16 protein-coding genes and 1 pseudogene are annotated in these 18103 nt (G+C 72.1%); 9 read left to right on the plus strand and 8 right to left on the minus strand.

Annotated features, from left to right (window positions below):
• Window positions 1–45: 45 nt before the first annotated feature.
• The gene (locus tag FK530_RS14855; protein ID WP_146487805.1) at window positions 46–2283 is read right to left on the minus strand and encodes an NADP-dependent isocitrate dehydrogenase; all 2238 of its coding nucleotides are present in this window, start codon (window positions 2281–2283) and stop codon (window positions 46–48) included.
• 157 nt (window positions 2284–2440) lie between these two features.
• Between FK530_RS14855 and FK530_RS14860 the strand changes: the two genes are divergently transcribed.
• Complete coding sequence (locus FK530_RS14860; RefSeq protein ID WP_146487806.1) at window positions 2441–3391, plus strand: DUF808 domain-containing protein; 951 nt, start codon at window positions 2441–2443, stop codon at window positions 3389–3391.
• 1 nt (window position 3392) lies between these two features.
• Here FK530_RS14860 and FK530_RS14865 read toward each other — a convergent pair whose 3' ends face one another.
• Together FK530_RS14865 and FK530_RS14870 are read right to left on the minus strand one after the other, a co-directional pair.
• Window positions 3393–4220: a MerR family transcriptional regulator gene (locus tag FK530_RS14865; protein ID WP_146487807.1), complete on the minus strand. Its 828-nt coding sequence runs from the start codon at window positions 4218–4220 to the stop codon at window positions 3393–3395.
• 34 nt (window positions 4221–4254) lie between these two features.
• The gene (locus FK530_RS14870) at window positions 4255–4968 is read right to left on the minus strand and encodes a lysoplasmalogenase (RefSeq protein WP_146487808.1); all 714 of its coding nucleotides are present in this window, start codon (window positions 4966–4968) and stop codon (window positions 4255–4257) included.
• A 28-nt stretch (window positions 4969–4996) separates the two neighbouring features.
• Between FK530_RS14870 and FK530_RS14875 the strand changes: the two genes are divergently transcribed.
• The 4 genes from FK530_RS14875 to FK530_RS14890 all read left to right on the plus strand — a co-directional run bounded on the left by FK530_RS14875 (window position 4997) and on the right by FK530_RS14890 (window position 10251).
• Window positions 4997–6280: a serine hydrolase gene (locus FK530_RS14875; RefSeq protein ID WP_146487809.1), complete on the plus strand. Its 1284-nt coding sequence runs from the start codon at window positions 4997–4999 to the stop codon at window positions 6278–6280.
• Window positions 6281–6484: 204 nt separating this feature from the next.
• Window positions 6485–8704: a catalase/peroxidase HPI gene (katG, locus tag FK530_RS14880; RefSeq protein ID WP_146487810.1), complete on the plus strand. Its 2220-nt coding sequence runs from the start codon at window positions 6485–6487 to the stop codon at window positions 8702–8704.
• A 135-nt stretch (window positions 8705–8839) separates the two neighbouring features.
• Complete coding sequence (locus tag FK530_RS14885; protein ID WP_146487811.1) at window positions 8840–9607, plus strand: acyl-CoA thioesterase domain-containing protein; 768 nt, start codon at window positions 8840–8842, stop codon at window positions 9605–9607.
• Window positions 9608–9669: 62 nt separating this feature from the next.
• On the plus strand, window positions 9670–10251 hold the full coding sequence (locus FK530_RS14890) for an LGFP repeat-containing protein (protein ID WP_146487812.1): 582 nt from the start codon (window positions 9670–9672) through the stop codon (window positions 10249–10251).
• A gap of 13 nt (window positions 10252–10264) precedes the next feature.
• On the opposite strand, the gene FK530_RS14895 is transcribed toward FK530_RS14890, so the two are convergent.
• On the minus strand, window positions 10265–11122 hold the full coding sequence (locus FK530_RS14895) for a class I SAM-dependent methyltransferase (protein ID WP_146487813.1): 858 nt from the start codon (window positions 11120–11122) through the stop codon (window positions 10265–10267).
• A gap of 61 nt (window positions 11123–11183) precedes the next feature.
• Window positions 11184–12602, minus strand: coding sequence for a non-ribosomal peptide synthetase domain-containing protein (locus FK530_RS14900; protein ID WP_146487814.1), 1419 nt, complete (start codon window positions 12600–12602; stop codon window positions 11184–11186).
• A 149-nt stretch (window positions 12603–12751) separates the two neighbouring features.
• Between FK530_RS14900 and FK530_RS27015 the strand changes: the two are divergent.
• Window positions 12752–13351, plus strand: a pseudogene (locus tag FK530_RS27015) (nucleoside-diphosphate sugar epimerase/dehydratase); the annotation flags it as partial.
• Window positions 13352–13517: 166 nt separating this feature from the next.
• Window positions 13518–14078 (plus strand): sugar transferase, encoded by a 561-nt coding sequence (locus tag FK530_RS14910; protein ID WP_146487815.1) that lies wholly within the window; start codon window positions 13518–13520, stop codon window positions 14076–14078.
• On the opposite strand, the gene FK530_RS14915 is transcribed toward FK530_RS14910, so the two are convergent.
• The 3 genes from FK530_RS14915 to FK530_RS14925 are packed head-to-tail and all read right to left on the minus strand — an operon-like array spanning window position 14075 to window position 15807.
• The gene (locus tag FK530_RS14915) at window positions 14075–14464 is read right to left on the minus strand and encodes a holo-ACP synthase (protein WP_146487816.1); all 390 of its coding nucleotides are present in this window, start codon (window positions 14462–14464) and stop codon (window positions 14075–14077) included. The two genes, FK530_RS14910 and FK530_RS14915, sit on opposite strands and share 4 nt — an antisense overlap.
• Window positions 14461–15564: a glycosyltransferase gene (locus FK530_RS14920; protein ID WP_146487817.1), complete on the minus strand. Its 1104-nt coding sequence runs from the start codon at window positions 15562–15564 to the stop codon at window positions 14461–14463. Before FK530_RS14920 ends, FK530_RS14915 begins: the two co-directional genes overlap by 4 nt.
• Window positions 15565–15570: 6 nt before the next feature.
• Window positions 15571–15807 carry an acyl carrier protein gene (locus tag FK530_RS14925; protein WP_146487818.1) on the minus strand — a complete coding sequence of 79 codons (237 nt, stop codon included), beginning with the start codon at window positions 15805–15807 and terminating at the stop codon, window positions 15571–15573.
• A 140-nt stretch (window positions 15808–15947) separates the two neighbouring features.
• Here FK530_RS14925 and FK530_RS14930 point away from each other — a divergent pair, with 140 nt between their 5' ends.
• Together FK530_RS14930 and FK530_RS14935 are read left to right on the plus strand one after the other, a co-directional pair.
• The gene (locus FK530_RS14930; protein ID WP_146487819.1) at window positions 15948–16901 is read left to right on the plus strand and encodes an amino acid--[acyl-carrier-protein] ligase; all 954 of its coding nucleotides are present in this window, start codon (window positions 15948–15950) and stop codon (window positions 16899–16901) included.
• 17 nt (window positions 16902–16918) lie between these two features.
• Entirely contained in the window at window positions 16919–17962 is a 1044-nt protein-coding gene (locus tag FK530_RS14935; protein ID WP_146487839.1) for a glycosyltransferase family 4 protein, read from the plus strand.
• Window positions 17963–18103: the final 141 nt, after the last annotated feature.

The raw sequence follows: 18103 nt of genomic DNA on the forward strand, positions 1-18103 counted from the left end.
GGGCACCGTCGACACAGGTCGACGATGCCCGTTCCAGCGGGTCGATCAGGAGTCGAGCGACTCCAGGTCCGCGTTGAAGGTGGCGCTCGGACGCATCACCTTCGCCATCTTCTCGGGGTCCGGGTAGTAGTAGCCGCCGATGTCGGCGGGCTCGCCCTGTACGGCGCGCAGTTCCTCCACGATGGTCGACTCGTCCGCCGCGAGCTTCTCCGCGAGCGGCGCGAACTTCGCCGCGAGCTCCGGGTTCTCGGTCTGCGCCGCGAGCTCCTGCGCCCAGTACAGGGCGAGGTAGAACTGGCTGCCGCGGTTGTCGAGCTCGCCGGTGCTCCGCGAGGGGGCCTTGTTGTTCTCGAGCAGCTTGCCGGTCGCCGCGTCGAGGGTGGTCGCCAGCACCTTGGCGGCCCCGTTCTCGTTCTTGATGCCCATGTCCTCGAGGCTCACCGCGAGGGCGAGGAACTCGCCGAGCGAGTCCCACCGGAGGTGGTTCTCCTCCGTGAGTTGCTTGACGTGCTTGGGCGCCGAGCCGCCGGCACCCGTCTCGTACATGCCGCCGCCCGCCATGAGGGGCACGATCGACAGCATCTTGGCCGACGTGCCGAGCTCGAGGATCGGGAACAGGTCGGTCAGGTAGTCGCGCAGGATGTTGCCCGTCGCGGCGATGGTGTCGAGGCCGCGCATCGCGCGCTCGAGGGTGTAGCGCATGGCGCGCACCTGCGACATGATCTGGATGTCGAGGCCCTCGGTGTCGTAGTTCTTCAGCTCGGCCTTGACCGCCTTGATGAGCTCGTTCTCGTGCGGGCGGTACGGATCCAGCCAGAACAGCACCGGCGTACCGGAGTTGCGGGCTCGGTTGACCGCCAGCTTGATCCAGTCGCGGATCGGGGCGTCCTTGACGGTGCACATCCGCCAGATGTCGCCCTCCTCGACCTCCTGCGACAGGATGACCTCGCCGGTGGCGTTGTCGACGATGTTCGCGGTGCCGGCGGCGGGCACCTCGAAGGTCTTGTCGTGGCTGCCGTACTCCTCGGCCTTCTGCGCCATCAGGCCCACGTTGGGGACGGTGCCCATGGTGCGGGGATCGAACGCGCCGTTGGTCTTACAGAAGTTGATGATCTCCTGGTAGATGCGGGCGAAGGTGGACTCCGGCATCACGGCCTTGGTGTCCTTGGTACGCCCGTCGGCGCCGTACATCTTGCCGCCGGCGCGGATCATCGCGGGCATCGACGCGTCGACGATGACGTCGGACGGCGAGTGGAAGTTGGAGATGCCGCGCGCCGAGTCGACCATCGCCAGCTCCGGGCGGTGCTCGTGGCAGGCGTGCAGGTCCTTGACGATCTCCTCGTGCTTGGACGCGGGGAGGGTCGCGATCTTGTCGTACAGGTCGCCGAGGCCGTTGTTGACGTTGACGCCCAGCTCGTCGAAGAGCTCCTGGTGCTTGGCGAAGGCCTCCTTGTAGAAGACCTTGACCGCGTGGCCGAAGACGATGGGGTGCGAGACCTTCATCATCGTGGCCTTGACGTGCAGCGAGAACATGACGCCGGTCTCGTAGGCGTCCTGCATCTGCTCCTCGTAGAAGTCGAGCAGCGCCTTCTTGCTCATGAACATCGAGTCCATGACATCGCCCGCGCCGAGCTTGACGCTCTGCTTGAGCACGTGGGTCTGGCCGTCCGCGGTGACGAGCTCCATCCGCAGGTCGCGCTCGCGGTCGAGCGTCGTGGACTTCTCGCCGTGGTAGAAGTCGCCGTGCTTCATGTGCGCGACGTGGCTGCGCGAGGCCATCGACCACTCGCCCATGCTGTGCGGGTTCTTGCGGGCGTACTCCTTGACGGCGCGCGGAGCGCGGCGGTCGGAGTTGCCCTGCCGCAGCACCGGGTTCACGGCGCTGCCGAGGATCGTCGAGTAGCGAGTCGCGATGTCGCGCTCCTCGTCGGTCTTCGGCTCCGAGGGCAGGTCCGGGATGTCGTAGCCCTTGCCCTGGAGCTCCGCGATCGCGGCGAGCAGCTGCGGAACCGAGGCGCTGATGTTCGGGAGCTTGATGATGTTCGCGGACGGGTCCTGGGTCAGCTCGCCGAGCGCGGCGAGGTTGTCGGGAACCTTCTGCTCGTCGGTCAGGCGCTCGGGGAAGGTCGCCAGAATGCGCGCAGCGACGGAGATGTCGCTCGTCTGCACGTCGATGCCGGCGGGCCCGGCGAAGGCGCGGATGATCGGCAGGAACGACGCGGTGGCCAGAAGTGGGGCCTCGTCGGTCAGCGTGTAGATGATGGTCTGCTGCTGCGCACTCATGTGTGTTTGCTTCTCCCGAATGTCTTGGTCGGTCGACTCTGTACGAACTGCTCTGTCTGTCTCCATGTAACGGTTCCACCATTATCCTCCCCCACGCCGACGGCCCGCGACGGCAGTCCGGCAAACGGGGCGCGTCCCCGCCGATTACGCTGTCGCCATGGCCGGAGGACTCGCTGCTCTGCTCGACGACATCGCCGCTCTCGCGCGGCTCGCCGCCGCGTCGGTCGACGACGTGGCCGCGGCCGCCGGGCGCGCGAGCGTCAAGGCGGCGGGCGTCGTCGTCGACGACACGGCGGTCACGCCGCGCTACGTGCAGGGCATCAAGCCCGAGCGCGAGCTGAGCATCGTCGCCCGTATCGCGAAGGGCTCGCTGCGCAACAAGCTGGTCTTCATCCTGCCCGCCATCCTGCTGCTGAGCTGGCTCGCGCCGTGGGCGCTGACGCCGATCCTCATGCTCGGCGGCACGTACCTCTGTTACGAGGGCGCCGAGAAGATCTGGGAGAAGATCAGCGGCCATGGGGACGGCGGCGTCGAGGAGCCCTCCTCGTCCACCGGCGAGGTCGACGAGGACACGGTCGTGGCGGGCGCCATTCGCACCGACTTCATCCTTTCGGCGGAGATCATGGTCATCGCGATGAACGAGGTCGCGAGCGAGTCGATCTGGTCGCGGGCGCTGATCCTCGTGGTGGTGGCGATCGTCATCACGGCGCTGGTCTACGGGGTGGTCGCGGCGATCGTGAAGATGGACGACGTGGGCCTCGCGCTGGCGCAGCGGCCGTCGGAGTTCAGCCGCAAGGTCGGCACCGCGATGGTCAAGGCGATGCCGGTGGTCCTCAGCGTGCTCGCGAACGTCGGCATCGTCGCCATGTGCTGGGTCGGCGGCCACATCCTGCTGGTCGGCCTCGACGAGCTGGGCTGGCATGGGCCCTACTCCGTGGTGCACCACGTGGAGACCTGGGCGCACGACCTGGTCCCCGCCATCGGTTCGGTGGCCGGCTGGCTCGCGAACACCCTCGGCTCCGCCCTGTTCGGCCTCGCAGTGGGCGCCGTGGTGGTCGCGATCATGCACCTGATCGGCAAGCTCCGCGGCGCCCCCGCAGCGCACTGAGCTACCGCACGGGCACCACGACCCGGGTCCGCAGCTCCGCCTCCGGGACCGCGCACGGGTCGTCGAGGTAGACGTTGAAGTGGTGCGTCGCCGGGTCGTCCACGGTCCGTGCGAGCATCAGGCCGTGGTCGGCCACGTACTCGCCGATGAGTTCGTGCGCCCGCGGGATCGCCTCCGCGTAGGGCCCGGTGACCACGGCTTCGACGGCCCGAACGGCCGGGGCGTCGATGACGGCGAGCGGGGCCACGACGCCGGTCCCGGCCGGCACCTCGATGAACACGGACTCGTCGACCTCGGACTCGCGGAACTCGTCGTCGTGCTCGATGCAGCCGCCCGGACCGGTCATCTCGACGCCCTGCTCCTGCAGGGCGGGCAGGAAGCGCTCCCAGAGCAGCCCCTCCCCGGCGTAGTCGGGCACCACGCCCCGCAGGTAGACGATCGTGCGGGCGGGCAGCTCGGTGAGGGAAACGGTGTCGGTCATGGCGGGCTCCTGGAAGAGGGTGTCGATGAGGCGGAGCCGGGTCGCGGCGTCCTCGGCGGCCGCGGCGAGCTCGAGACGCTGCGCGCGCAGGGCCTCGTCGTACGCCGTGGTGCCGCGGACGGCCAGGAGGGCCCCGATGGCGGACACGCCGAATCCCACGTCGCGCAGCCGGCGGATAGCCGCGGCGTCGGCGAGCTGTGCCGGCGCGTACCGCCGGTAGCCGCTCAGCGCGTCGACGGCTGCGGGCACCAGGACGCCGTGGGCGTCGTAGTGGCGCAGCATGCGCACGCTGATCCGGCTGAGGGACGAGAACCTGCCGATGCTCATGAGGTCCGGGGTGTCGGTCACGGGATCCACTCTGTCGCCTGACACGGTGTGAGGGTCAAGCGCCGTCGACGGACGGGTCCGCGTCCGGTACCCCCGCGCGAGCGGCGCCCTCGGCCAGGAGGAACTGGGCGCCCGTGTACGTCGCCATCACCGCGCCCTCCATCCACGCGGGCGGATCGGCGAGCACGAACTTACGCAGGCCCAGGATCGAATCGCTGAGCAGGAACAGCCCCGCACCCGCCACTGTCGCGCGGCGCGCGTCGGCGGGGATCTGCGGCCCCAGTACCGTCGCCGCGGCCGCCGTGCCGCTGAGCACGGCGGAGTAGCCGGCGAGCACGGGGGCGAGCGCGGGCGCGGTGCGGTACGCGGCGAGCAGGGTTCGCGGCGCGCCCACGGCCCAGGCCGCGGCGACCGCCGCGGGCTTCGCCGGGGAGGCGTCCGGATCGCGCTGCGCCAGCAGCCCGCTGATGTACGCGGCGTGCCCGGTGGCGAAGGCGCTCGCGCCCAGGGCGAAGTGCCGCGGGTCGTCGCCGAGCAGCGCCACGTCGCCCACCCAGCCGGCGGCCTGCCCCGCGAGGGTGGTGCGGCGCAACGGCGAGCGGCGCGCGCGCGGATCGGTCGCGAAGGACGCGGCGAGGGTCGGCAGCAGCAGCGGCTTGGTGAAGCGCCGTGCGTGGTGGCGCGCGGGCTTCGACGAGGCCGACAACGCGGTGTCGACCGCGGCGAGGGCGGCGTAGGCGAGCTTGAGGGCGGTGCTGACGCGGGTCACCGCGCCAATCTATCCGTAGGCTCGTCCCGTGAGCAGCGACACCGTGCCGTCGGCCCCCGCACCCGAGGAGGGGCGCATCCGCGTCCCTCGCGACCTGGACGCGATCACCGACGTCGGCGACGAGGACCACTCCGGCGTCGACCCGCGCGCAATGGAGCGGATCTGGCTCGCGGCGAGGTCCTGGTACGCGGCGGGCATGCAGCCGGCGATCCAGGTCTGCGTCCGGCACCGCGGCGACGTCGTCCTCAACCGTGCCATCGGCCACGCCCGGGGCAACGGCCCCGACCTCCCGTCCAACCGCGACGAGAGCGCCGAACCCGTGCCGGTCACCGTCGACACCCCGTTCTGCACGTACTCGACGGCGAAGGGCGTGGCGGTCACGGTGCTGCACCGCCTGATCGAACGCGGAGATCTCGCGCTCGACGCCCGGGTCTGCGACTACCTGCCGGAGTTCGTCGCGGACGGCAAGGACCGGATCACGGTGCGGCACGTCCTGACCCACAGCGCGGGGATCCCGATCAACACGGGTCCCCGGCCCGACCTGAAGCGGTCCGAGGACAGCGAGTACACCCGGGCGATGCTCGCGGGGATCAAGCCCGTCTACTCCCCCGGCCGGCTGCACTTCTACCACGCGCTCACCTGGGGGCCGCTGGTCCGGGAGCTGGTGCTGGCCGCGACGGGCCGGACGATCCGCGAGATCGCCGCGATGGAGGTCCTCGACCCGCTGGGCTTCCGCTGGACCAACTTCGGGGTCGCGCCCGCGGACCTGCCCGCCGTGGGGCTGAGCTATGCGACGGGAAGGCCCGCGCCGCCGGTGATCGAGGCCGCCTTCCGGAAGGTGGTGGGCGGCACCATGCAGCAGATCGTGCCGATGTCGAACTCGCCGCAGTTCCTCACCGGCATCGTGCCGTCGTCCAACCTGGTCTCGAACGCGCAGGAGCTGTCCCGGTTCGCGGAGATCCTCCGCCGTGGCGGCGAGCTCGACGGGGTCCGCGTGCTGCGGCCGGAGACGCTCGCGGCGGCGACCCGGCAGGCGCGACGCCTGCGGCCCGATTTCGCCACCGGCGGGGCGCCGCTGCGCTGGGGCACGGGGTACATGCTGGGGTCCGAGCGGTTCGGCCCGTTCGGGCGGCACGCGCCGGCGGCCTTCGGGCACACCGGCCTCACCGAGATCGCGATGTGGGCCGATCCGGAGCGGGACCTGGCGGTCGCGGTGGTCTCGAGCGGCAAGCCCGGCTCACACCCCGAGGCCAAGCGCTACCCCGCTCTGCTCGATACGATCGCGGGCGCCTTCACGCGCGCCACGCGCTGACGAGGTTTCCGCCGACGGGCCCGTCGATAGGGCAATCCTACCGCATAAATAGGGCCTTTCACCTGGGCGTTCAGTTATTTCTAGAATAATTCCAGAAAAGCTGGAATCCGTGGCGTCGCGGACGTACAGTGGTGAACGCGCGGCCCGCCAGCACGGCCGCTCCGCTTCATCAGCCGTACACACATCCGTACCGAGAGGAACGCCGTGTCCGAGGATCAGACCACCTCCCCCCAGGAACAGACGAGCGGAAGCGGCGGTTGTCCCGTCGCCCATGGGTCCTTGCGCCCGCCGGTCGCCGGCGGCGGTAACCGCGATTGGTGGCCCGACGAGGTCAACCTGAAGGTGCTCGCGAACAACCCCGCCGAGGCCGACCCGCTCGGCGCCGACTTCGACTACGCCGCGGAGGTCGCCACGCTCGACGTGGAGGCCGTGCGTGCCGACCTGGTCGCGGTCATGCGCGAGTCGCAGGACTGGTGGCCGGCCGACTTCGGCCACTACGGCCCGCTCTTCATCCGCATGTCCTGGCACTCCGCCGGCACCTACCGCACCACGGACGGCCGCGGCGGCGGCGGCGCGGGCCTGCAGCGCTTCGCCCCGCTCAACAGCTGGCCCGACAACGTGAGCCTGGACAAGGCGCGCCGCCTGCTGTGGCCCATCAAGCAGAAGTACGGCCGCAAGCTCTCCTGGGCCGACCTGATCCTGTTCGCGGGCAACGTCGCCCTGGAGGACATGGGCTTCACCACCGAGGGCTTCGCCTTCGGCCGCGCCGACGTCGCGGAACCCGAGGACGTCTACTGGGGTCCGGAGCACACCTGGCTCGGCTCCGACGGCCGCTTCTCGGGCAAGCGCGAGCTCGATCAGCCGCTCGGCGCCACCCACATGGGCCTGATCTACGTCAACCCCGAGGGCCCCGAGGGCGTCCCGGACTACATCGCCGCGGCCGACGACATCCGCGAGACCTTCGGCCGGATGGCGATGAACGACGAGGAGACCGCCGCGCTCATCGTCGGCGGCCACACCTTCGGAAAGACGCACGGCGCCGGCCCCGTCGAGAACGGCCCCGAGCCCGAGGCGGCCCCCATGGAGCAGCAGGGCCTCGGCTGGAAGGGCGGCAACGGCACGGGCGTCGGCAAGGACGCCGTGACCAGCGGCCTCGAGGTCATCTGGACGCACACACCGACCAAGTGGGACAACAGCTTCCTCGAGATCCTCTACAGCAACGAGTGGGAGCTCTTCCAGAGCCCCGCTGGAGCGAATCAGTGGCGCCCGAAGGACGGCGGCTGGGCGAACTCGGTGCCGGAGGCCTTCGGCACCGGCAAGACCCACCCGTCGATGTTGACCACCGATCTGTCGCTGCGCTTCGACCCGATCTACGGCGAGATCACCAAGCGCTGGCTCGATAACCCGCAGCAGCTCGCCGATGCCTTCGCCAAGGCCTGGTTCAAGCTGCTCCACCGCGACATGGGCCCCACCTCGCGCTACGTCGGCCCCCTCGTCCCGAAGACCGAGCACCTGTGGCAGGACCCGATCCCCGCAGCCGAGGGCACCCCGATCGACGGGGCCGACGCCGACGCCCTCACCGAGCGCATCCTGGCGACCGGCCTCACCACGGCGCAGCTCGTGAAGACCGCGTGGGCGGCCTTCTCCTCGTTCCGTCGTACCGACAAGCGCGGCGGCGCCAACGGCGGCCGCCTGCGCCTGCAGCCGCAGGCCGGCTGGGAGGTCAACGAGCCCGACGAGCTCGCGCAGGTCATCCGGACGCTCGAGGGCGTCGTCGAGGCGTTCAATGCGGAATCCGGCAAGAAGGTCTCCTTCGCCGACGTGGTGGTCCTCGCGGGCAACGCCGGCGTGGCGCAGGCCGCCAAGGCCGCGGGCGTCGACGTGAACATCCCGTTCACGCCGGGCCGCGCCGACGCCACCCAGGCGGACACGGACGTCGAGTCCTTCGCCGTGCTGGAGCCCCGCTTCGACGCCTTCCGGAACTACGTCGCGAAGGGCGCGCCGATGCCGGCGGAGTACCTCCTCGTCGAGAAGGCGAACCTGCTCGGTCTGACCGCGCCGGAGATGACCGTGCTCCTCGGCGGACTCCGCGTGCTGGGCAACAACTACGGCGGCTCCGAGGCCGGTGTCTTCACCGACCGCCCGGGCACGCTGAGCAACGACTGGTTCGTGAACCTGCTCGACATGAACACGAAGTGGGCCCCGTCGTCCGACGACGACTCCACCTACGTGGGCACCGACCGGGCGACCGGCGAGAAGAAGTGGACGGCCACCCGCGCCGACCTCGTCTTCGGCTCGAACTCCATCCTCCGCGGCATCGCCGAGGTGTACGGCGCCTCGGACGCCGGCGAGAAGTTCGTGCACGATTTCGTCGCGGCATGGACCAAGCTCGCGAACGCAGACCGGTTCGATGTGAAGGCCTGATCCTCTTCCTCGGCCGGAAGCCGCGCCCCGCCCCCTGTCCGGGGGCGGGGCGCGGTCCTTCGTACCCCAAGTTTTCAGTTATTCATTATTAACCCTTCGTGCGATACACGCCGGTCGCAGGCGTACGCTCACCCCATGCCGTACTTCGACCGGGTCTCCGCCACCGCCTTCCGCCCCACCGAGCACGTCTCGGGCGGATGGAACACCGCGGAGCAGCACATCGCCCCGCCGATGGCGCTCCTCGCGCACGCCGTCGAACAGGACCGCGACGCTCGGCGCGACGACGACCTGAGGCTCGCGCGCCTGTCGTACGACATCCTCGGCACCCTGCCCATGGACACCGTCGAGGTGGACGTGCGCGTGATCCGGGCGGGCCGGACCATCGAGCTCGTCGAGGCGGTCCTGAGCCACGGCGGGAGGGCCGGGCTCGTTCTGCGCGCGTGGTTGCTCGACCGTCGCGACACGACCGCGATCGGCGGGAGCGAACTCGACCCGATCCCGCCCGCGGATCGGATGCCGCCCTACGACCCGAGCACCGTGTGGCCGGGCGGCTACATAGCCTCGGCCCGCACCCGCCGTGAGGAGGTCCGACCCGGGCGCGCCGCGTACTGGGTCGAATCGGACGTCGAGCTCCTCGACGAGCCCACCGGTCCCGTCGCCCGGGCCGCGCGATTCTTCGACATCGCGAACGGTATGACGCCGCGGTTCTCCCCCGAGCACGTCGCCTACCCCAACCTCGATCTGACGGCGCACCTGTTCCGCGACCCCGTCGGCACCGCGGTCGGCTTCGACACGCGGGTCTCGACGGGACCCGACGGCGCAGGTCTGACCCATTCGGTCATTCACGACATCACGGGCCCCGTCGGAACGGTGGATCAGATACAAACAGTGCGTCCGCGCTGAAATCCAATCAAGAGTGTGGTTACATTCCGAGCGTTCAATTCACCCTGCCGAAGGGAGCTCTCATGAATACTCGGATCACACGGACGCTTGGTGCAGTAGCCGCCACCGCCGCTCTGACCGTGGCCCTCACCGCCTGCGACAACGCGAAGGACACCGCGAACGACGCGAAGGACGCGGCCACGTCGGCGGTCGGCAGCGCGGCCTCCGCCGTGACCGGCGCCAACGGCGCGGGCGAGTCCGGGGCCAACGGCGCGGGCTCCGAGTCGAAGGCCGCCGTGCCCTCGACCAGCATCGCGACGCCCGGCGGCACGGAGGTCACGCTGACCGACGGGCCGATCATCGGCGAGTACGCGAAGTACGGCTACGAGAAGGGCCACCTCGGCGCCCCGCTCGGTCCCGTCTCGGCCCTGCCCGACGGCAAGGGCAAGTACCTCACCCTCAAGGGCGGCACGATCTACTGGTCGGAGGCCTCGGGCGCGCACGTCGTGCACGGCGTGATCGGCGACAAGTGGGGCGACGCGGGCCACGAGACCGGCAAGCTGGGCTACCCCACCAGCGACGAGACCGCCGAGAACGGCGCGATCAAGCAGACCTTCCAGCACGGGACGATCACCTTCCGCGACGGGGTCGCGACGGTCTCCTAGTCCCGCACGACGGTCACGGCGCCGTCCCGATGTACACCGTTCGTGCGGCCAGCACGAAGACATCGGGGCGGCGCTGCACGTTCTGCGGGTCATCCGGATCGCTCAGCCGGCGCAGCACCTCCGCGTCGTCCGGGTCGAGCCGGTCGGCGATCCGCAGGTAACGGCCCAGCATGAGGGCGACGCCCCGCCGGGCACCGTCGTCGAGCGGGGCCGGACGGTCCACCAGGAAGGTCCGGGCCCGCACGTCGCGCAGCCCGGCCGCCCTCAGCACCGCGGGCCAGTCCTCCGGCACGTCGACGGTGCCGTCGAGCGCCGCCCGCATCTCCCCGAAGCCCGTCGCCTGCAGCGCGTCGAGCCGCTCGGCGAGCCCCGGCCGGCCGAGCCCGATGTCCCGCGGGAGGAAGCGCGAGGGCAGGCCGCCCTCCGCCACCGCGAGCACACCGCCGGGGTTGAGCCGCCCCGCGAGAGCGGCCACGGCCGCGACCTGGTCGCCGAGGTGGTGCAGCGTCTGCGCGGTCCAGATGAGATCCGCTGCGGGCAGTTCCGCGAAACCGCCGGGCAGCTCGGTGCGCATCGTCTCGATCGGGTGCCCGGACCGCACCGCCCGGGCGCGGGCGCGATCGAGCAACTGCGGTGCACCGTCGACCGCGATCGTCCGGGCGGCCGGGAACCGCGCTGCCAGCGCCGACGCGAAGACGCCCGGCCCCGAGCCGACGTCGAGGATCGTCTCCGGCGCCGGGCGGCGCTCCGCCAGCGCGTCGAGCGCCTGCGTGACGTACGGCAACAGTGTCTCGCCCTCCGCCTCGATCTCGGCCGCGAGGGCCGCCCAATCCGGGTGACTGTGTGCATGTCCGTGCGCGTGATCCGTCATGGATCCACCGTGCCCCGCACCGCACTCGAGCGGCAAGTTCTCGTGCTGTTCCGGCAAAACGTCAGCCGAGCCGGACGCGCACGCCCGGTGGGATCACCGCCCGTGCGTCCGGCAGGCGCGCTGCGTCCACGCCGCGCAGGACGACGGTGAGCGGCGGCCCGGGCCGCACTTCGACCTCGTCCGGGGCGAACCCGGCGGCGGCCAGCGCGCTGCGGATCCGCGCGGGCACCGCCCAGCCGCCGGGTACTGCGACCCGGCCGGGATCGACCGGCCGAGCGGCGATGGCCGGCAGCGGCGCGTCGGGCGCGACGAGCGCCGTGGCGAGCAGCGCGGCGATCGCGTCCACGTGGGCGCGGGCCCCGTCGGCGTCGTACAGCGCCGGGTGGAAGACCCCGTCGACGACGAAGACGTCGCCCGGGTCGGGATGCACCGAGATCAGGCAGTCCGCGACCGGTCCCCACGCGGCGACGTCGAGCGACCAGTCGTCGGTCCGCACGTCGGGCAGCACGTTGACGATGGGCCCGTAGAGGCGCCCGGTGCGCCACGCGGCCGGGACTGCGGTGAGCAACTGCTCCGGGCGCTCTCCCCCCGCGATCCGGTCGGACGCGGCGGCCAGCCACCGGCGGAGCTCCGCGGCGAGCGCCGAGGGGGTCGCGTCCTCCGGCACCGCGAACCGGGTGGGCACGACGGCCATCCAGTGAATGGGCGTGGCCCGTTCGAGTGCGGTGCGGCGCAGCGCCGCGGTCACGCCGACCCGGGCCTCGTCCGTGCCGAGGTGGCGGGCGGTGTAGGCCGCCACGGTCGCGACGGCCTCGCCCGGCCACGTGCGACGGTCCGCGACCCCGGGCGCCGCGAACCGCACCCGGTGCTGCAGCGGACGGTCCGTCGGTGGCGCCGTGCGGTCGGCGAAGGCGATCTCGCGGCCGGGCTCGCCGACCCCGGCGGTCGCGGCGGACCAGAAGGCGTCGTCGGGCGGGCGCAAGGGCGCGGCGGTCGCTCCGAGCGCGACGAGGTCCCCCAGGCGCTCGTGCGGGAGCGGCGCACCGCCGGCCCCGGCCCGCAGGCGCGCGAGGATCCGGCGGAAGACGCGGGTGACGCCGTAGCCGTCGAGGACGGCGTGATGGGCGAGCAGCCGCACGACGTGGGCACCGTCGACGCGGACGATCGTGGCGCGCACCAGCGGTCCGCCGTCGAGCGGGAGCGTGCCGCCCGCGCGCCACGCCTCGTACTCGGCCCGCGTCGCGAAGTCCGCCACGACGACGGGGGCCGGGTCGGCCGCGACCAGCCGCATCCCGTGGTCGGCGCGAACGCCGATGCCCGCCGCCTCGGTCTCGGCGAGCGCGTCCGCGGCCGACCGCACCAGCGCAGCCGTGTCGACCGCGGCGACGGTGCCCCACGCCGCGTCGATGACCAGCGCCCGCGAGCCCGGGTGCTGGGCCGCGAGCTGCAGCATCGCGACCTGGGACGGGAGGGGCTGCACGCCGCTCACCCTACGCGCGGGCGCGGCGCGGACTGCGCTGGTTGTCACTCCGACCCGACGGTGTCCTATATTCGAGCGACGGAGCAACATCGGAAAGTCCCGAGGAGCGCATGAGTACGAACGGTGCCCCGGCCGGCAGCGGCCGCCGCATGCGCCGCCACTCGTGGGCGCTGGCGTTCCTCGACTTCCTCGTCGTGTACTTCTTCCTGGCGGCGACGAACACGTCGACGACCTCGCACGCGGCGCACGCGATCGAGGGCTTCATCGGGGCCGCGTTCACCGTGAGCGTCTTCTACCTGTTCGGGCTGTACCGCACGCGCATCACCCTCAGCGCGCTCGATTCGGCACCGCAGCTCGCGATCGCGGGGTGGATGCTCGCCCCGCTCGGCGTCATCACGGTCTGGGCCGACGATCACTCCCAACTGATCGGGGCCGCGCTGTGCTGGGTCCTGCTCTTCGTTCTGCGCGTGGCGTATTACGGTGCGGTGCGGCGGCACCGTGCCCGACACCCCGAGCGCGGCGGCAGGACCCTGGTGATCGGCGGCGGTAAGGTCGCGGGCGAACTGGTCCACTCCATGTTCGTCTTCCCGGAGTACGGACTGCGGCCCGTCCTGGTGATGGACGACGACCCGCTCGATGCCACCCTCTTCCCGGTCGAGGTGATCCCCCGGCGCAACGACCTCGCCAGCCTGATCCGCGAGCGCGCCATCGACACCGTGATCGTCGCCTTCTCCCGCGACCGCGACTCGACCCTGGTCGAGCCGCTGCGCGACTGCGACACCCTCGACTGCGAGATCTACGTGGTGCCGCGCCTGTACGAGTTCGTGCACCAGGACCGGGACATGGACCGCATCCACGCCGCTCGTGCTGGTGCGCCGGCTCGCGCTGCGCTCGAGCCACTGGCGGGTCAAGCGGGTGACCTCGTTCGTGACCTCGCTGCTGGGCCTGATCCTGCTGTCGCCGCTCCTGCTCGTCGTGGCCGTGGCGATCAAGCTCCAGGAGCCGCGCGCGCCGATCGTCTTCCGGCAGACCCGCGTGGGCCAGGACGGGCGCCTGTTCTCGCTGTACAAGTTCCGGACGATGCGTCCGGTACCCGACGAGGAATCGGACCGCGACTGGGCCGGCGAGCGGCTCCGGATCACGCGGCTCGGCCGGTTCCTGCGGCGCCACTCGATCGACGAACTGCCGCAGCTGTGGAACGTCGTGCGCGGCGACATGTCGGTGGTGGGCCCGCGGCCGGAGCGCCCGCACTTCGCGAACCGCTTCGGCGCGGAGATCCCCGCCTACCAGTCCCGGCACCGGGTCATGGTCGGCCTCACCGGGTGGGCCGCGATCCACGGCCTGCGCGGGGACACCGACATCCGGGACCGCGCGTCCTACGACAACTACTACATCGAGAACTGGAGCCTGTGGCTCGACGTGAAGATCCTCCTGATCTCCGTCGGCACGGTGATCTTCGGTCGCGGCGGCCGCTAGGCCCCGGCGCCGCGGGCGGGCGCGGCGAGTTCGGCGAGCACGACCGCGGCGGCCGACGCGTCGGTGTGGGTGAGGGAGAGCTCGGCGCGGACCCAGCCCTGGGCACGGGCGTGCGCGGCGAGACCGCCGTGCAGCCGCAGCTCCGGCCCGTGCGGCGTGGTGAGCACCTCGGCCTCGCGGGGCGGCGTCGCCACGTCGGGACCGAGCCGCAGAGCCTTCACTGCGGCCTCCTTCGCGGCCCACCGCGCGGCCAGCCGCCGGGGGTCCCCGGCGCAGTCGCCGAGCTCACGCGGAGTGAAGACCCGCGTCGCGAACCGCGCACCGAAGAGCGCGAGCGACTCCTCGATCCGCGCGACCTCGGCGATGTCGATCCCCACCCGGTTCATCGCCGTGCCTCGACGATCGCGCGCATCCGCGCCTGGAAGGCCGGAACCGAGAAGCCCTCGGCGTGCGCCCGCAGCACCGCCGGATCGAAGTCCGCGGGGCGCAGGTCCCGCATCGCCGCGGCGAGTGCGTCCGTGAACGCCTCGTCGGCGCCGTCCGGCACGAGCACTCCCGAGACCCCTGGCACCACGGTGTCGAGGGCTCCGCCCGCGGCGCGGGCCACCACGGGAGTGCCCGTGGCCATGGCCTCCACCGGCACGATGCCGAAGTCCTCCTCACCGGGCATGATCGTCGCGATCGCCTCGCGCTGGAGTCGCACCATCTCGGCGTCCGTGACCCGGCCGAGGAAGACGGTCTCCTCACCGGCGATCCGGCGCAGCGCGGCCTCGTGCCGTCCGTCGCCGGCCACGACGAGCCGCACGCCCGCGCGCCGGGCCGCGCGGATGGCGAGATCGACGCGGCGGTAGGGAACGAGGCGCCCGGCGACGAGGAAGTAGTCGCCGGGGACCGCACCGTCGGGCGTGAACCGGGCGACATCGACGGGCGGGGCCACCACCTGCGCCGGGACGTGCCACCAGCGCTCGATGCGGCGCGCGACCGCGGTGGAGTTCGCGATCACGACGTCGAGGTGGGGCACGGCCGCGGTCTCGACGGCACGGGTCTGCGCGGCGAGGGCCGCGAGCGCGAGCCGGCCGGGAGCGCCGAAGCCCTCACCGGCGCGCAGCTCCGGCATCCAGGCCCAGCGCGCGGGCGAGTGGACGTAGGCCACGACCCGTGCGTCGGGCCAGGTCCGGGCGGCGGAGACGGCCATGGCGTGGTGGCTGATGACGACGGCGTCCGCGCCGGGGTCCGCGCGGTGCAGGCGCCACGCGGCCGGCGCGAGAGGGATCAGCGGGGCGTGGGAGCGCCGGCCGAGTGCGCGATGGACGCGGTCGAGGCCGGTGACCGCGATCCGCCCGCGGAGGTCCGCGGGGACGGCACGGGGGTCGGCGAAGGCGACGTGCAGCCGGGCGTCGGGCCAGGCGCCGACCAGAGCCCGCGCGACGTTCTCCGAGCCGCCCTGTTCGGTCCACCGCTCGTGGACGACGGTGATGCGGGTCATCGCGGCTCAGCCGGTGAGCGCGCGCACCGCCGCGCCGATGGAATCCAACGTGCTAAATGTGTTCTTGCTCATAGATGCGTCTGGGAACTCGATAGTGAATCTATCTTCGATAGCGAGCATGACATTCACCGCCGCGTGCGACGTCAGCCCCAGTGCAAACAGATCATCACCACCCGCAATTTCCGCGATCGGCCTGGTCAACCGACCGTGCGCCGCCACGATCGAGCGAATCGCGTCCTCCATCGCACCTCCCACCTGCACCACTCCCCGACGCCGGACCGCTCACGACGTGTTTTGCAATGACGATTCCCGCGCCGCCGTCGTACACCCTAGCCTGGTAACGTGTTGCAGTGACAACGGTTCCAGCCACGGAGAAGAGACCGATGACGCAGGCCGCAGCAGCACGTGCGATCGACTTTACTGACCTGCACGCGCGCCAGCAGGAGTTCCGCAGCTCCCTCTTCGACGCCGGGCTCCTCATCCCGTCAGGCGTCGACGGGGTGTACGGCCACGGTGCCGCGTTCGCGGAGTTGACCGCCGCGGTCGACGCACTCGTGGGCGCCACGGTCCGCGACGTGCACGGCGGCGCCGCCACTGTGCTGTCCTTCCCGCCCGTGATGCCGCGCGAGTACCTCGACCGGACCGACTACATCGTCTCGTTCCCCCAGCTCGCCGCCGCGGTCTCCACCTACACGGGCGGGGACGCCGAGCATCGCCTGCTGCTCGCGGGCCGCAATGCCGGCCACGATTGGGGTGGCCACTTCCACGCGAGCGACGTCGCGCTCGTCCCCTCGGCCTGCCACTCGGTGTATCCGGTCCTGAGTGGACAGTTGCCCCGCGACGGCGCGTGGATCGACGTCTCGGGCCACTGCTTCCGGCGCGAGCCCTCCCCGGACCCGGCCCGGATGCAGTCCTTCCGCATGCGCGAGATCGTCCGCGTCGGCACCGACCGTGCGGCCGTCGCGCACCGCGACTCCTGGGTCGCCCGCGCCGCCGACATGCTCTCCGACCTGGGCCTCCCGGTGCGCCGCACGCCCGCGACGGACCCCTTCTTCGGCCGCGCCGGGCGCATGCTCGCCGCCAACCAGACCGCGGAGAACCTCAAGACCGAGATCCTCGTGCCGATGTACGGCGAGGACGCGCCCGGGGTCGCCGTTGCGTCGAGCAACTACCACCGCGATCATTTCGGGGTGCACTTCGACATCACCACCGTGGACGGCGCGCCGGCGCACAGCGCGTGCCTCGGCTTCGGCATCGAGCGGATCGCCCTGGCGCTGCTCGCCACGCACGGCCTCGACCACGCGGCGTGGCCCGCGGCCGTCACCGCGCAACTGTGACGCCGGTCCGCGTCCACCTGACCGGGACCACCTGGCCGGGTGCGGCGCCCGGTGGACTCCCGCGGTACTTCGCCGACCTGTTCGCGGCGCTGCGCGGCCGCACCGACCTCGACGTCACCGCCGCGGCGTTCGGCCCCCCGGAACGGGGCGGCGGAACCTGGGGACCCGACGCGGGTTCGACGGCGGCCCGGGTCCGCGCCTCCCGCGGCCGGCCGCCGGCCGGCACGACGGTCCTCGATCGGCACTTCGCCCTCTTCGGCCCCGCGCCGCACGGTGCCGCGCTGGTCACCCACTTCCACGGCCCGTGGGCGCAGGAGAGCGCCACCGCCGGGGAGGGGCGGGCCGCGGTCGCGGTCAAGGGCCTCGTCGAACGCGCGCGATATCGCGGCAGCGACCGTTTCGTGGTGCTCTCCCGAGCCTTCGCCGACGTCCTCGTCGCACGGTACGGCGCCGACCGCGCCGCGATCGCCGTGATCCCGCCGGGCGTCGACCTCGACCGCTTCACCCCCGCACCCGTCCCGGACGGCCCGCCGCGCGTGCTGTGCGTGCGGCGGCTGGAGCGCAGGATGGGGATCGACGTACTGCTGCGGGCGTGGCCCGCCGTCCTCGCGCGGCACCCGGACGCCCGGCTCGACGTGGTGGGCGACGGCCCGCAGCGCGACCATCTACGGCAACGCGCAGCGGAACTGGGGATCACCGATACTGTGACCTTCGTGGGAACGATCGACGACGCCGACCTCGCGCGCCGGTACGCCGCCGCGACCCTGACGACGGTCCCGTCCGTGGCCTGGGAGGGCTTCGGCCTCGTCGCCCTCGAGTCCCTCGCCTCCGGCCGCGCCCCGGTCGTCACCGACGTCGGCGGCCTCCCCGACGCCGTTCGCGATCTCGCCCCCGATCTCGTCGTCCCCGCCGGCGACGCCGACGCCCTCGCGCACCGGATCGTCACCGGGCTGGAGGGCGCGCACCCCTCCGCCCGGGCCTGCCGCGCCCATGCGGAGCACTTCGGCTGGGACACCGCCGCCGAGCGGCACGCGGCCCTCTACCGGGCGGTCGCCGCGTGAGCGCCCGCCGCCCCGTCTTCCTCGGGCACACCGCCGCGCCGTCGGGCGCCGAACCCGCCTTCGCCCGGCTCGCCGGCGAACTGCGCCACCGCGGCGTGGCCGCCTCGGTCGTGCTGCTCGCGCCCGGTCCCCTGACCGACG

This window comes from Tsukamurella conjunctivitidis (assembly GCF_007858475.1).
Lineage (GTDB): Bacteria > Actinomycetota > Actinomycetes > Mycobacteriales > Mycobacteriaceae > Tsukamurella > Tsukamurella conjunctivitidis.